Source organism: Sphingobium sp. B8D3A, assembly GCF_025961995.1.
GTDB lineage: Bacteria > Pseudomonadota > Alphaproteobacteria > Sphingomonadales > Sphingomonadaceae > Sphingobium.
Map to the genome: position 1 here is coordinate 594,022 of NZ_JAOQOS010000001.1, position 14,809 is coordinate 608,830.

The 14,809-nt window shown below is 60.9% G+C and carries 11 protein-coding genes; 7 read left to right on the forward strand and 4 right to left on the reverse strand.

Annotated elements, in window-relative coordinates; genetic code table 11:
* Positions 1-46: 46 nt before the first annotated feature.
* Both M2342_RS02865 and M2342_RS02870 read right to left on the reverse strand, forming a co-directional pair.
* Positions 47-955: a helix-turn-helix domain-containing protein gene (locus tag M2342_RS02865; RefSeq protein WP_264577958.1), complete on the reverse strand. Its 909-nt coding sequence runs from the start codon at positions 953-955 to the stop codon at positions 47-49.
* Positions 956-1,093: 138 nt separating this feature from the next.
* Positions 1,094-1,822 (reverse strand): GntR family transcriptional regulator, encoded by a 729-nt coding sequence (locus tag M2342_RS02870; RefSeq protein ID WP_264577959.1) that lies wholly within the window; start codon positions 1,820-1,822, stop codon positions 1,094-1,096.
* Positions 1,823-2,065: 243 nt separating this feature from the next.
* Here M2342_RS02870 and M2342_RS02875 point away from each other — a divergent pair, with 243 nt between their 5' ends.
* Positions 2,066-3,253: a hypothetical protein gene (locus tag M2342_RS02875; protein ID WP_264577960.1), complete on the forward strand. Its 1,188-nt coding sequence runs from the start codon at positions 2,066-2,068 to the stop codon at positions 3,251-3,253.
* Positions 3,254-3,420: 167 nt separating this feature from the next.
* On the opposite strand, the gene M2342_RS02880 is transcribed toward M2342_RS02875, so the two are convergent.
* Positions 3,421-4,722, reverse strand: a complete 1,302-nt coding sequence (locus tag M2342_RS02880) for an IS701 family transposase (protein ID WP_264577961.1) — start codon at positions 4,720-4,722, stop codon at positions 3,421-3,423.
* Between the two features lie 83 nt (positions 4,723-4,805).
* A protein-coding gene (locus M2342_RS02885) for an IS5 family transposase (protein ID WP_264577962.1) occupies positions 4,806-5,587 on the reverse strand; the annotation gives its coding sequence in 2 pieces (ribosomal slippage) (positions 4,806-5,263 and positions 5,263-5,587; 783 coding nt in all).
* A gap of 106 nt (positions 5,588-5,693) precedes the next feature.
* Here M2342_RS02885 and M2342_RS02890 point away from each other — a divergent pair.
* From M2342_RS02890 to M2342_RS02915, 6 genes are all read left to right on the forward strand, one after another.
* Positions 5,694-5,900 (forward strand): hypothetical protein, encoded by a 207-nt coding sequence (locus tag M2342_RS02890; RefSeq protein ID WP_264577963.1) that lies wholly within the window; start codon positions 5,694-5,696, stop codon positions 5,898-5,900.
* 1,915 nt (positions 5,901-7,815) lie between these two features.
* A complete protein-coding gene (locus M2342_RS02895; RefSeq protein WP_264577964.1) occupies positions 7,816-10,254 on the forward strand; it encodes an ATP-binding protein in 2,439 nt (812 codons plus the stop codon).
* Complete coding sequence (locus M2342_RS02900; protein WP_264572414.1) at positions 10,251-10,640, forward strand: response regulator; 390 nt, start codon at positions 10,251-10,253, stop codon at positions 10,638-10,640. The genes M2342_RS02895 and M2342_RS02900 overlap by 4 nt, the downstream gene beginning before the upstream one ends.
* A gap of 233 nt (positions 10,641-10,873) precedes the next feature.
* Complete coding sequence (locus M2342_RS02905) at positions 10,874-11,560, forward strand: response regulator transcription factor (protein WP_264577965.1); 687 nt, start codon at positions 10,874-10,876, stop codon at positions 11,558-11,560.
* 602 nt (positions 11,561-12,162) lie between these two features.
* Complete coding sequence (locus M2342_RS02910; protein WP_264577966.1) at positions 12,163-13,884, forward strand: ShlB/FhaC/HecB family hemolysin secretion/activation protein; 1,722 nt, start codon at positions 12,163-12,165, stop codon at positions 13,882-13,884.
* 34 nt (positions 13,885-13,918) lie between these two features.
* Positions 13,919-14,689 (forward strand): SapC family protein, encoded by a 771-nt coding sequence (locus tag M2342_RS02915; RefSeq protein WP_264577967.1) that lies wholly within the window; start codon positions 13,919-13,921, stop codon positions 14,687-14,689.
* Positions 14,690-14,809: the final 120 nt, after the last annotated feature.

Genomic DNA, 14,809 nt, shown 5'->3' on the forward strand with positions numbered 1-14,809 from the left:
GAGTGGGGCTTATGCGCGCCCCTCCCGGGTGCCGCTTTTCCAAGATTTACTGCAACAGGGCCGGTTCTGCGCGCTCCGTCGCGTGTTTTAGGCGATACTGGCTGGGCGCCATGCCAAAATGCTGGCGAAACGTGCGCGTGAAATGCGGGGCGCTGTTGAATCCCCAGCTGAACGCAATCTCCGTAATGGATCGGCCCCGCCAGCGCTCGTCGCTGAACTGCCGCGCGCATTCCTCCAACCGCCGCCGCAGGATATAGGCCGATGGGGACTCGTCGCTTACCGCGAAGATCATGCGGAGGTAGCGGTCGGACAGCTTAAGCCGTTCCGCCACGAGCGAGGGAGAGAGCGACGGGTCGCGCAGATTTTCCTCGATGAAAAGGCGGACTTTCCAGAAGCGCCGTTCCATCAGCGACGTCGCGGATGATGGTTCGTCCATGACTTCCGCGTAGGCGGTGGCCAGAACATCCAGCAAATGCGTGGCCACACGCTCGTTGAAGTGGAGACCGGGCCTTGTTTCGAGCTTGGCGGAGAGATCCTTCGCCATTGCCAGCGCGGTGGATGTCAGCCCCACATCGCCAGGAATGCGCTGGCCATAGAAGCTGTCGGGCACCGGAAAAATCTGCCGGATAGCGGTTGAGTTCACCCGGATCATGATCACTTGGGTCGGCTGCCCGAAGTGCAGGGTGTATTCGGCGCTGTGGTCGTACATGGTGATGTCACCGGGATATAGTTCGATCTGCCGGCCATAATGGCGCAGGCTGGCCCCGCCGGACAGGACGAGGATGAAGGTCGATTGACGATCGGCGGGGGTCAATGCGCCTTCCGGCCGGGAAATCGTCACGGAGCCGCACCGCATCTGGATCAGCAACAGCGGCCCGAGTTGTTCGGCCAAAAGCATGGAGTTTGGGATGCGGCTGTGCACCGTCACCTGCGCCCGCCCGCCTTTCCAGACCACGGGAGGTGCCTGACTGGGCTCAATGGCTCTCGCTCGACGCATAAAAGACGGTCCTCTCCACCGTTTTTCGTATTTCCTATACGATATCCTAGTTGCGCTGGCAGTCAATGGACCTGCGCAAGACGGTTCGCCACAAGCCTAGCTTTGCTGCGGCTCTCCGATCAGCCGTTCATAGGAGTTGCCGATGTGTAGCCGCATGGCGGCTTCGGCCCCGTCCGCGTCCCGACGGCTCAGCGCTTGCGCGATGAGCCCATGCTCGCGGCTGGCTTCGATCGCGACCTCGGTATTCGATTTCAGGCGAAAAATGTGGAGGTGCGCGTGCAGCCGTCCCAGCGTCTCTTGAATGATCGTATTGCCGCTGCCGCGCGCGATCATCTCGTGCAATTCCGCATCGCGATCGGCGTAGTCATCATAGCCGAAAACATGGGTCTGCGGGTCCATCAGCGCGACATGGCGTGTCAACGCGCGCATATCCGCGTCGGTCATGTTTCGCGCGGCATGTCGGGCGGCGTGCGGCTCCAGCAGCAATCGGACGGCGAAGAGATCGTCGATCTGCGTCCTAGAAAGCTGCGGCGCGCACCAATATCCGGCATAGAGGCGCCGCACGACCAGGCCGATCGCTTCCAGCATGCTCAAGGCCTCGCGGATCGGCGTTTGCGAAATGCCGAGTTCGCGGGCCAGCTTGTCGATCGAGATCCGCGAGTCTGGCGGAATGCGCAGAGCCATGATGTCTGCGCGAATGATCTGGAACACGTCTTCGACCAGGCCGTGCCTGCGCTGGAGTTTGCGCCGGGCACGCACGGACGAGCGGGACGGTCGGGTGTCGGCGGCGCCTTCATCGGCAGGGAAGTCAGGGGGCGGGGTCATCGTCGGGCGTTTATAGCGTGCCGGGCCGGCGCTGTCCGGCAGAACGGCACGCCGCAGATACTATCGCGCGTCCATGCCGGATTGGCGAAGTGGAAGTTCCGCCTGAGGCAGGTTGGGAAGGCCCGGAAACCGTGCTTCTCGGACGAGTGGGATGCAATGTGGTTTACCCGGCCATCCGTGGATGGACAACTCGCTACGCCTGCGAAGGGCAGGCAAAGTTCGCGAGGCGATAGGGGAGCGGATATGCAGCTGACGAATAGAAACCGGCCCCACCGCGTGCCGGAGGATGAAGCGCCCCAACCCTCCGGGCCGAAGCCACGCTTCTACGACAGTCGCCAGAATTACCTGATGTTCGTGCACAGTTGTACCGAGAAGCTGGTGATCGCCGACCGCGTCGCGCAGGAGCTTGAGCATCTCGATCCGCAGCAGCCCGCACTGAGGTTCTTCGATGCCGGCGTTGGCGACGGCACCGTGATGTCGCGCCTACTGCGCGCCATGCACCGGCGCTTCCCGCACTTGCCCTTCTATGTGGTCGGCAAGGAGATTAGTCTCGAGGATTTGCGCCTCGCGCTCGACAAGCTGCCGGATCGCTTCGTCGAGCATCCCGAAACGGTCGTGGCACTCACCAACATCTCCTATGCCGAGGCGCCCTGGCTGCGCCGGACCCGTCCGCAGGCGCAGAAGGCGCTGGTCTGGAAGGACGTCGCATTGCACGGCGAGACCTCTGCCGACATGGAGCAGCAGATCCAGTCTCTCATGCCGTTTCTCGCGGACCATTGGCGGATGAAGGCCAACCCCGCGACGGGCGCATTGTCGCCAGAAACGCCGACTGTGCTGTTGCTCTATCGTGAAGCCTATCGGTTCATCCTCGACCGGGTCATTCCTCGCCCGGCCGCGACACGCGCCGATTTCGATCTGGTCCTGGCGAGCCAGCCCTTTCGCCTCAAGGCCGACGTGCAGTTCAAGGCTGAGCGCGTGCTGGCGCCGTTGGCGCGGGCCTTGCGCCCCGGCGGCCGACTGATCGTGGTGCAATCCGCCGGCGACGATCCGGCCATGGAGATCATTCGCAAGGTCTGGCCGGAGGAGCAGCCCTTTCCCTACGGCCGGCAGGACCTGATCCGGGCCACGCAAGCAGCCTTGTCCGGCGGCACCGCCCATTATGCCTTCGACACGCTTTCCGATGAAGCCGCGTCGATTCGCTTCGAAATGCACGTGCTGGGCAGCGAAGGCGACCGGGATGCCACGCTCATCGGTACGTCGGCGCTTTATTCCGCCTGGATCGCCGCAACCTATGTGGCGCAGATCGAGAACGAGCGCGTGGCCGAGCAAATGACAAGACCTGGCTATCTTACGGCCACCCGGGAGGTTCTGGCAAAGCACGGGCGCCTGTGGTTCCGGGACGAGTGCCTGGTCATCGAACGGGTGGCGTGACAGATGAGGGCGACATTGGATGGAATTGGCCGGTATCGGCTTGCCTTTGGTCATCGCCCCAATCTGGAGATCGCCGGTTGGCTTTTTGTTGATGGGTCCGCTGGATGTTTGACACTCTGATCTAGCACTACTTTGGCAGATTTCTGCGGATCATACGTCGCCATCGTTTACGGCAATGGGGGCATGTTGGCGGCGGAGGCTGGCTGAGCTGGATCAGGATCGCCTGCCTGATGGCCGGCAAGGTCGGCTGTGGCGGCGGGCTCTGGCTTCTTTTTTTTCCGACCCGCTGCCTTGAGGCGGCGAGCTTGCAGGAAGGCGAACGCGATCATGCTCATGAGGGTATGGCGGTGAAGACCTTGCCATGATCGTCCCTCAAAGTGATCGAGGCCAAGCTCTTCCTTGAGTTGCTGATGGGCTTGTTCGCAGACCCAGCGGGCCTTGATGGCACCGGCCAGTTTCCTGAGCGGCGTGTCGGCGGGCAGATTGCTGAGGTAGTATTTGCGCTCGCTGGTGGAACGATGCTCGCCGACCAGCCAGACCTCTTCGCCGGGAAGATGCTGCTGTCCGAGATCGCCGATCCGCTGCGGCGGGCCGTCTGCCACCCGCACGCGCATGGCAGCAAAGCGCGCCGAGAGCCTGCCCTTTGTCCCACGCCGCCAGCTCACGGTCTGCCACTTCGCGCTCTCGAGCACTTCCTGGGCAGGACGCGAAGCAACGTCAGGCACATGGTTCTTGCGTGGCCGCCCGCGGCCAGCAACTGGGAAGATCATGGCAACATCGGCCGGATAGACCTTCTGCTTGTAAGGTATGCTCACTGCCCAGGTCAGACCGCGCTCGCTCAGTGCCTGCCGGAACGGGCCGGACAGGCCATAGCCAGCGTCGGCCAGTATGCCGCCCAAGCGCACACCAGCGCTGCGCACGCGGTCGATCTCGGCAAGGGCGATCTCGGGCTTGGTGCGATAGGCGCGCGCCTCTGCAGGAACCTTGGCACGATCCATCCGCGCCGCATCGCTGGTCCAGCTCTCAGGCAGGAGCAGGCGCAACCCGATCATGACCGGCACTTCGCACGATGCCAGCGTCACCGATACAAGCGTCTGGCAGTTCGCGTTCTTGCCCAGCACCGAGGCATATTGCGGCGCCACGCCCACCGACGCACGCCCCTTCTTGGGCAAAGCCGTGTCATCGATGATTAGCCAGGCATCGCTGCCACCTACAAGCGCATCAGCCTGTCTGCACAGTTCCTCCTCCAATGGCGCGCTGTCCCACGAGGCACCGCCGATGAAATGGTGCAGTTGATCATAGCCGATCCCCGGCGAACGCATTGCCATCGGCTGCACGCTCTTGCGGTCACCAGGGCCGATCAACCCCTCGACATAGGCCGGGCACATCCGCGCCCTGCGCCGATCGCCCAACATCCCCACAAAGGGCGCAAGCCACTCCGTAAGATCATCCCGCCAAGCATCCGCCATCGCCAGCCTCCACACGCTGACGATCTTGAATCACGATAAGCGACTCATGGGAATCTCAAAAATGCACTTCTGCCAAAGTAGTCCTAGGCGGCGTGGACAAATTTGAGCCAGTATCTGGCGGTGGCGAGATGGACCATGCTGAGGAAGCTGTTGGCCAGTTGGTCGTAGCGGGTGGCAATGGCGCGATTGATCTTGAGATAGCCGAACATGCGTTCGATGCGGTTGCGCTGTCGGTAGAGCGCCCGGTCATACTCAATTGTTACGCGGCGGTTTGACCTGCCCGGAATGACGGCCTTGATCGTTTTTTCGACGAGGTCAGCGCGGATGGCGTCGGCGTCATAGCCCTTGTCTGCAAGAAACGCATCTGGTGCGCGCTCGGGCAGATCGATCAGAGCATCATAAGCCTTGCAGTCCGCAGCTTCACCGCTCGTCAGGATGAAGGCAAGCGGTCGTCCGAGGGCATCAGCCAGGCAGCGAAGCTTACTGGTGAACCCGCCCCGCGAGCGGCCAAGAGCGCGTCGATGAGTCCCCCTTTTCCGCCCGCTGCCGAGACATGGGCGCGAACTGTGGTGCTATCGATGCTGTAATGGCCGGTATCCGCCATGATCTCGGCCAGCGTCACGGCAACGGTTTCCCAGACCCCGGCCTCGCTCCAGCGCCGGAACCGGCGATAGATCGTGTTCCAGCTACCATATTTTGGCGGAACGTCTCGCCACGGAGCGCCACACCGGAGCCGCCAGAGAATGCCGTTGCTGATCGAACGGTTCTGCTCAGGTGGCCTGCCTCGGCCACGGTTCTCCGGCTCGATCGGCAGCAAGTCCTTCAGAACGCGCCACTCCGCTTCGGTCAAATCGCCCCGGCTCAAGCCTGCCTCCAAAAAGCAGTCTTGAATCAAGGGAAGTGTGCCACGTCAATCGCTAACCCGTGCGGCAATCATTGTCGAAAGCCCAGTTCCGTGCGAGCACGGCTACATGGAAGTGCTGACAATCCTCGTTATGATCGTCGCGGTGCTCTCGGCAGCCATGACAAACGCAATCGTGCAAAGGCGCCTGCTCGCTTCGGCGCGTGGATGGTTCCGCAGCACAGTCGTTTCCGGCTTTTCAGGCTTTCTTGCGGCCATTGGCATCATCGCAACCTACTTCATCATAGGCCACCTGATCTGGAAATTGGCGCAGTAGCCAATTTGTCCACGCCGCCTAACGTTGGAGATAGGAGATGCTCGGGCAGTGCCAGAGCATGCGCGCATTAAGACGCTCACACCGGCATCGCGACAAAAGCGCCGTTCGTCAGGTCAGTGCCGGAGGCCGCGCTATGGCGGACTGAAACGAAAATACGCAGATGGGGAGCGCCCCGATGAATGCCAGTCCTTCCACTCTTCGTCGCGAGGGGCTGTGCCTGAGATTTGTTGCGCTACCGGCTGCGGGCACATGCACCAGCACTGCTTCGCCTTGTCGATCTGATCACGAAGCCGTCCATCGACGTCCGAGTCGTCGCATCAAGCTTGTCGGCTGATCGACAGTTCTCTGCGGAAGAAGCCTACAACCTAAGCGACGGAGATGGGCTGGTAGCTGCCGTGTCGGATGTCATGAACCAACGTCGGATTCAGCGAATTCCCCATTCAGAAGCTGACCTTCCGGATCGTCAGACTTAGCCGACGTCCAGTGGCGTGGATGAACGAAGGACGGCTTCCGCGTGGTATCTCCCAGAAGTTGCTTCGAAGTCCGGGCAGCGGTTTTTGCATCTTTGGCATCCAGTGCCATCCTTTCGCCGCGATAACCGGCTGGCTCTAACGCGTTTCACCTTAACTCTTGCGATGATATTGAGCCGGTCGTATCGATTATCCAGTTGCAATGCGGATGAGTCTTGCCGTCGTAGACGCGGATGGTCCGATGAGCTTGCGCCATCGCTGGCGAGCGCCAGCCGCGGTTGCTGGTTCGGTAGCATTAACCCGTGATTATTGATCGGCTTTACCCATCCTGATCAGTGAGACACGGCAAGTGACCGTCTCGTCTGAAGAGGCCGTTCAGCCGATCTCGAAGATCTCCTCATAGGCGCCGATATTCCAGAAGTGGCGCCCCATCATGCTCGACTCGCCCAAAGCCATGCTCGCCCCGAGGATTGCTTACGCCAAAGCCATTGAACTGCTCGACGTTTAGTTTGTTTCGAGTGCGCATCCCACTGTCAGTTATGAGGGCCATTTCGCGGGATCAATTGATAGGTTGGTTATAAAATCGGTTTACGTTGTTCGCGATTCCGACGCACTGAGGCGGACACGCGATTTGATGAAAACCGCGATTTTCTCGAGGGCTTTGGGTTCGCATTTGGGTTGAGGGGGGATCGCTGAGGTTCAGGATCTGGCGGAGACGGAGGACGCTAACCAGCGTTGTTTTTAAATGGAAAATTAATAAAAATTGATCTTCGTCATAAATATGGTCATCAATACACTTTTTGGCGCGTTTGCAGGAGTTAAGGCTAGATCGTCGACTGGCTCGACACCAAATGTTTCACTATGATTTTTTGCTGACCCTACGGACCGCCGCAAAATTCATAACCCGTCCGGTCCAGCTCAAACGCGCTATCAGCAGGGCAACTGGGAAGAGTGAATACTCGACTATTCCAACGCTCCCGCGCCATCTCCCGCTGCGATTAACGGGACGATGAGAAGTTAATCGGGTAGCTTGGTTGCGATCTACAATCTAGACAAAGTTGATTTAGACAATCATTATGCAGATTGAGTAAGATTGGAGAGTGAAGCTGTGCTGAAGCTCCCTACCTAGTGAGTAGCTGCCTAGTGCTGACTATCTCCTATGCGAGGTGGGGTGGAGTGCTGGAAGATGCAATTTTGGGGAGAGCTTTGATGGACGCTGCGTTGCGGCTCGATCCAATGAGCTTTGCTTCTACAGTTAATTTGCTGCTCGGGCATATCTGAGTGCGCCGCGTCGCAAATAAACGAAGCTTGAGCAGATTTGCCAGTTTTGGGCTTGTCTGGGCGATTCAATCATGGCTCGGCAAACTTGGGCTAGACGGAACGGCAGGATGAAACGTGTTGGACCGCGCCGACCTATAGTATGGCTCTTTCTGGTGCCTGCGCTGATGATCCCGCTGCTGCTGGCCTCGACCCTAACCTGGCTGCAGAGTGAATATGACCGTTGGGAAACGCTGCGTGTGGAAGCCTTGGCATCTAACACCCGCAGAAGTCAGGTCAGCGATTTGCTGTCCATCATGCGATCGGCTGAGACTAGCCAGCGGGGCTATGCGATCAGTGGCGATGAAGCGCTCCGAGGCCGATTTGTCGAGGGCGAGCGCGCAACGCGCCGTTTATTGCGCGAGCTGCACAGCGCGTATGGCGGTGACGTCGTCCAGCAAGCCAAGCTATCCGACCTCGATCAGACGGCGGACGCGAAATTCGCCGAGATGGAAGAGGTGATCCATCTGCGTGACACGCAGGGCACTGCCGTCGCGCTTGGTCGGATCAGCGATGGTCAGGGTCAGCGGTTGATGGCCCGGTTCGAACAACTGGCGGGCCAGTTAATGCAACGTGAGATCGCCACGGGCGCTCAGCGCGTGCAGGCTGTGCAGGCGCGATCCGCGACCATTCAGCGGGCGATGTGGATCATCCTTGCCATCGGAAGCATTGTGTTGGCCGTCATGCTTTGGTTGCTGTGGCGGCAACGGCAAGCGCAATACCGTATCGCGCTGGCGAGCTACGATGCCGCCAAGCGCAATCAGGCAATCCTCAATGGTACGGCCGATCCGATCCTCATCATCAACCCAAGCGGGACGATCGAGATGATCAATCCTGCCGTCACGCGCACGCTGGGCTATGAGGGGCACGAACTCGATCGTCGCGACATCAGTGTCGTCACCGACATTGCGCCGGGAAGCGGCAGCTTTCACGAGCGGGTTGGCCTGGTCGACGGCGTGTTGAAGGTCAGCTTTTTCCATGAGCAACTCGTGCGCGACCGCAGCGGCAAGATGATCCCGTTCGATATCGCGCTTGGCACCATGCGCTTGCCGGACGGAGACCATCTCGTGATGTCCCTGCGCGACATCACCGAGCGCCGCCGTCTCGACCAGCAGAAGAACGACCTCATCTCCTCGGTCAGTCATGAATTGCGCACGCCGCTCACGTCGATCATCGGCGCGCTGTCGCTCCTGAACGCCGAAGCGGGCGGAGAACTGCCCGAAGGCGCGCGCGAGCTGGTCGGCATTGCGGAAAACAATGGCCGCCGCCTGATCCGGCTGATCAACGATATGCTCGATGTTGATCGGATCGAAGCCGGGCGGTTCCAGATGTCGATGGCCCAGGTCGATCTACGCGATATCGCTTTGCGTGCTTGCGAGAATTTCGACGGGCTTGCCCGCTCGCAAGGCGCCGCATTGACGTGTCACGTGCCGGAGGCGCCGGTGATCGTTGAAGTGGATGACGATCGCATTCTTCAGGTGATCGGCAATCTCGTTTCCAATGCGCTCAAATATACGCCGGGGCAGGGCCGTGTGCAGATTACCGTGCGCCACGGGCGGCACGATGGCGAGGCAATCGTGCAGGTGGATGACGAAGGGCCGGGCATTGCAGCGGAATTCCGTTCGCGAATCTTCGGCCGCTTCGAGCGCGCTATCGAGCATGAAGGGACTGCCGGCACCGGTCTCGGACTTGCCATCGCACAGGAGATCGTCAGCCGTCATGGCGGCAAGATCTGGTTTGAGGATCTGCCGAAGGCCGGCACACGCTTCGTTTTCTCGCTCCCCGCATCGGTGTCGGCGACTGTCGCCGACGATCTGGACCTGGAGACCAGCATCCTGATTTGCGAGAGCGACCCGCAGGTGGGGCTTTCCCTGCAATCTGACCTCGCGAGTGAGGGCTATGCCAGTCACCTCGTCACCAATGCCATGGCAGCCCGCGACGCCATTGCCGAGCATGGTTACACGATGCTGCTGCTGGACATGGCACTGGAAGATGCCAACGCTTTTGAGATCGCGCGTGATCTGCGCCAGCAGGCGGGGCCTGACAGCCTCTCGATTTTGGTGGTGTCACCGCAGGATCTTGAGGCGCCAACGACCCGTCTCTCGCTGGATTTGGTCGATTGGATCGAAAAGCCCGTCGATGTCCTACGGTTGAAGGCTGCTGTCTCCGCCAGTGTCCCGCTTAATAGGAGAGAGCGGCCGACCGTCCTCCATCTAGATGACGACCAGGACACGCTAGACGTGACGGCCATGGCGTTGGCTGGTGAAGCCGAAATCTTCAAGGCCCGCTCGCTGGAGCAGGCCCGCACCCTGCTTGCCAGGCGGCAACCCGCCCTGGTGATCCTTGATTATCATTTGGAGCACGGAACGGGGCTCGATCTACTGCCTGACTTATTCACCGCAGATGGTGTCGCAATTCCAGTTATCATCTATTCCGCGCAGGACTTGCGGTTCGACGATCTTACTCCGGTCGATGCGGTGCTCCTGAAATCTCGTGCGTCCATGCCCGATCTCAAGGCGACCATTCGCCGGGTGATTGCAGAACGTCACGTCAGGCTCGGGTTATGAGTGGTCAGGCACCCCTTGCCTTGCTGTATGTCGATGACGACGCGGACATCCGGCATATCGTGAAGCTTGCGGTATCGCTCGATCGCGCGATGGACCTGCGCGCTGCGGGGAGCGCGGCAGAGGCTCTGGCGTTATTGGATGCCAGTGACTGGCGACCGGACGTGATCATGTTAGATGTGATGATGCCGAAAATGAGCGGTCCGGAGTTGATGGGGACGCTGCGCCATGACTATGGGCTTCATGGCAAGCCCTTCATCTTCATCACGGCTATGGGGCGGGAAATGGACCTTGCGAGCTATCGCAAACTGGGGGTGGCGGACATCATCCTGAAACCCTTCAACCCGATCACGCTGGCTCAGCATATTCGCAAGGTCGTCAATATTTGAGGTGCTTCGCGAGACGGCCCTCGCGCTTTTACGCATCAGCAAAGAGACCTCCACCCGTCAGGGTGGCGCACACCCGGTTAGGGCTGGCCAGCAACCAACCCGACCGAAGCGGCGTTTGGGGGTTACGGTAATTTTGGTAATATCTGAGAAAGCATAAGGGTTTAGCGAGGGCATGAGTCATTGAAAGGCGAGAGATAGGAGCCATTATGCCAGACAGTGTCTTAGTAAGCATCGTGGAAGATGATGATGACCTGAGGAGTATATTGAGCCGGTTCTTGTCCGGCGTCGGGATGAAGGTCGCTCCCTTTGCCAATACGGCTGATCTTGACGATGTTTGGCGGGCTGATCCGCCCGATGTCGTGATCCTGGATGTGAATCTTCCGGGCGAGAATGGCATCATGGCTGCGGCCCGGCTTCGGTCATGGTCGCAAGTGGGGATCATCATCCTCACCGGACGCACCGCGGAAGAAGACAAGCTGCTCAGCCTGTCCATGGGGGTCGACCATTATCTGCATAAGCCCGTCAATCTGCGCGAGCTTGAGAGCGTTATCAGAAATCTGGCGCGACGTGTCAGCAAGAGCCGGACAAGCCAGGAAGATCCTGTTGGCGAAAAGGGCTCGTGGCATCTCGACCTGCGCGCCTGGCTTTTGACCGCGCCGAACGGCAAATCGGTCAAGCTCTCCTCGCTGGAGTGCCAGATATTGGCGCCGCTGCTGGAAACGCCCGGGCAAGCGGTTTCTCGTGATGTGTTGAATGCGAACCTTGGGAAAACCCATGTGGACCCGGACAACCGCGCATTGGATGTCCTGATCTCCCGGATGCGCCGACGGGTGGAGGATTTCACCGGCATGGCATTTCCGGTCCGCGCGGCGCGGGGGACCGGCTATGTCGTCACCGCTACCGATCATCCCCGGGCTTGAACCGCACGCCCGAATGGCGCAGCCAGGCCCGCGCGGGGAGTATATATCTCCCAAGGCGCCATATTGAACTGAGCATGATTTTCTCGCGGTGTCGGTTTCCACGCGCCGCTTTTTTTCGCCGGTCGATGATCCATTTGATGGATGACCGCGCTCCTCTTGCATCCGTTGCCTGAATCCTGAATCTCGCTCGGGGCGCCTCGGCAGTGCGTCGGTGGCGGTGACGCGAGCCGGGTTCTCCGGGCCTTGCAGGTATGCGCGGCGGGATCTGCATCCCTAGTCCTCTCCTTATCGACATTGTCACTGGGATCACCGTCCACCGGGGGAAGCGGGTGGATCGCGTAGATCCCGTTTGCTCGCAGCCACAGGAAGCCGTGCCTCTCATGCTTCACCTTCCTGATACGCAAAAGCCGTTATCATTATTCAAATACATCTTAGATGATACATAGTGAAATATGTAACATAGGGTTACATATATTATGTAACAGGCCAATTTAACTAATTATTAATCAGAATTACTCATTACAGGTCGCAGATTTACTTTCAGACGTGACTTAATGTCTCTTTGTAATTGGCTTGGAATGATGAAACAGACCACAATCTTAATGCTTTCGACGAGCCTTGCCCTTCTGGGTGCGTCGGCGGCTACTGCGCAGACCGCAATTGAACGCAGCCTCCCGCCGGTTCCGGTCGCGCCGGGCGCGCCCATTGCGGCGCCAAACATCGTCCCGGCATCGCAGGACGAGACCCCGCTTGGCGCGACGCTGCGCCACATCGTTCTTCTCTCCGGCACGGATGAGCCGCTCGCCTCCGACGTGGTGCCTGCCGATGGGGTCGACGCCTCGCGCGTCCCCAATCTCGATCGCGCCGGTATCGACAGGGCGTTGCAGTCGTTCATCGGTCAGCCGCTCTCGCGCAAGCTGATCGCCCAGATCCAGGCTGGCATCGCGCGCAAGGCGCGCAGTGTCGGGCGCCCGTTCGTTTCTCTTTCCACGCCTGCACAGGAAATCACCTCTGGCGTCCTGCAAATCCGCGTCACCGAGTTCCGGGTCGGCGACATCAAGGTGCAGGGCGCTGACGGCAAGGCGGCCAAGGCCGTGCGCGATGGCATCCGCCAGAAGTCGGGCGACCCGGTGAAAGCGACCCCACTTGCCGAAGATCTCGACTGGCTCAATCGCACGCCGATGGGTGAAGTCGGTGCGCGTTTCGCGCCGGCGGTGGACCAGGACGGCGTCACCGACCTCACACTGGCCGTGCGTCGCGACCGCCCTGTGCGGGTCTATGGCGGTTGGAGCAATGGCGGTTCGGACTCCACCGGGATTAACCGGTTCTTCCTCGGTGCGATGGCCCGTCTGCCGCTCATCGAGGGGGGCTATGCGTCCTATCAGATCACCGGCAGCACGGATTTCTGGTACAAGGATGGCAGCATTCTTCGCGGTCAGCCCCGCTATGTCGCACAAGGTGGCCGCCTCTATATTCCGACGGCCCCCCGCCAGAATATCGAACTGACGCTGAGCGATGCGCTCACCAATCAGGTCATCAACGCGGACTTCTCGGTTCGCCAGCGCACCCGCGAGGCCACCCTCGGCTATCGCTCGGCGCTGTCCAACCTGGGGCTGCCTGCCGGCTTTGGGGATGTTCTCGCCGGCGTCGAGTTCAAGCGCCAGCGCCGGGACGTCTTCTTCGGCCAGCTGACCGCGCTCTCCGACTCCGCAGATATGTGGCAGGGCCTGCTCGGCCTCTCGAAGGGATGGACGGGCAATGGACGCCAGCTTTCGGTCAGCGGTAACCTCCATGTCAGCCCCGGTGGGCTGAGCGCCCGCAGCTCGGGCGCGCGGCTCGCTGAACTGACCAACGACCGCGTCACGTCTGACCGCTATGCCTATGCGACGCTGGACGTATCCGGCGCGGTTCGCCTGCCGAAGAACTTCGCGCTGACGAGCCAGTTCGCGTTCCAATATACCCGGCGTCCGCTGCCGCTGCCTGCCCAGATCGGCGTCGGTGGCGAGGGACTGGCCCGCGGCTACACAGCCGATGACGGCAGCTACGATCGCGGCTTCGTGCTGCGCAACGAACTGCGCCTGCCGCCCTTCGCCCTGATCGGCAAGGATGACCAGCTTTCTCCCTACCTCTTCACCGACGTCGCGCATGGGCGCGACCTTGCCGCGCGTCGCAACACGACCGTGGCATCGGCGGGCGTGGGTACGGACTACCGCTTCGGCCGGCACCTCTCCGCCGGCATCAATTCGGCCTGGGCTCTCAAGGATGGGATGAGCACACGTTCCGGCGACTGGCGCCTCCAGGCCCGCGTCACCGCCAGCTTCTAAATCACAACCCGACTAACAGCGAAGGACCACTCGCATGACCACGGTTAACAACGACATCGAACTCTCTGGCTCGCAGCTTCTCTACGATCAGCCCGAGGCGCTCCACTCCGAAGTTCACGGCGCCCTGCGCTTTCAGCGCACCGAAGCGGGCTTCCCCCACGCGCGCGAACTGCATCTGGTGCCGCTGCTCGTCGGCGAGTTTCCGCAGGCGATGCGCCACTATCCGATCATCTTCGCGGGTGCCGAGCGCACGCCGCTGGCCGTGATGGGCCTGGCCGAGGGCGAGAACCTGTTCATGACGAACGGCCAGTTCGAGGCCGGCGCCTATGTGCCCGCTTATCTGCGCCGCTATCCCTTCACGCTGGCCGGTGCCGGCGAGGACCAGTTCGTCGTCTGCATCGACCGTGCAGCGCCCGGCTTCGCGGAGGGTGACGAGGGCGAGGCCCTGTTCTCCGGCGGCGAACCGACCGAATTCACCAAGAACGCCATCGCGTTCCTCGACGAGTTCGAATCCGAGCGCCGCCGCACACAGACCTTCATCGACATGATCGAGGCCGCCGGCCTGTTCGAGGTCAAGAACACGTTCATCCCGGGTGAAACGCCCGAGCATCTTGCGGACTATTATGCCGTCTCGGAAGAGACGCTCCGCGAACTGCCCGATGCAGTGCTCGCTGACCTCGTCAAGCGCGGCGGCCACGCGATGATCGACATGCACCTGGTCTCGCTGCAGCGCTGGGACGATCTCATCGCCCGCCGCGCGGCGCGCCGCCAGGCCGAGGAAAAGCCGGTGGCAGAAGCCGCCTGAGAAGGGCCGCCTGACCACCCATGATCCCCCGAAGGATGGCGGCCGGCACAATCCCCAGCCGGCCGCCATCCGCCCCAGAAGATTTCCGCTGCGATACGCAGCACGCTGACTTTTCCGCCG

Coding starts and splice junctions, on each gene's coding strand:
- M2342_RS02900 (WP_264572414.1), top strand. CDS start 10,251: ATGAGTGGTCAGGCACCCCTTGCCTTGCTGTATGTCGATGACGACGCG.
- M2342_RS02870 (WP_264577959.1), bottom strand. CDS start 1,822: ATGACCCCGCCCCCTGACTTCCCTGCCGATGAAGGCGCCGCCGACACC.
- M2342_RS02875 (WP_264577960.1), top strand. CDS start 2,066: ATGCAGCTGACGAATAGAAACCGGCCCCACCGCGTGCCGGAGGATGAA.
- M2342_RS02890 (WP_264577963.1), top strand. CDS start 5,694: ATGGAAGTGCTGACAATCCTCGTTATGATCGTCGCGGTGCTCTCGGCA.
- M2342_RS02895 (WP_264577964.1), top strand. CDS start 7,816: ATGATCCCGCTGCTGCTGGCCTCGACCCTAACCTGGCTGCAGAGTGAA.
- M2342_RS02880 (WP_264577961.1), bottom strand. CDS start 4,722: ATGGCGGATGCTTGGCGGGATGATCTTACGGAGTGGCTTGCGCCCTTT.
- M2342_RS02915 (WP_264577967.1), top strand. CDS start 13,919: ATGACCACGGTTAACAACGACATCGAACTCTCTGGCTCGCAGCTTCTC.
- M2342_RS02910 (WP_264577966.1), top strand. CDS start 12,163: ATGCTTTCGACGAGCCTTGCCCTTCTGGGTGCGTCGGCGGCTACTGCG.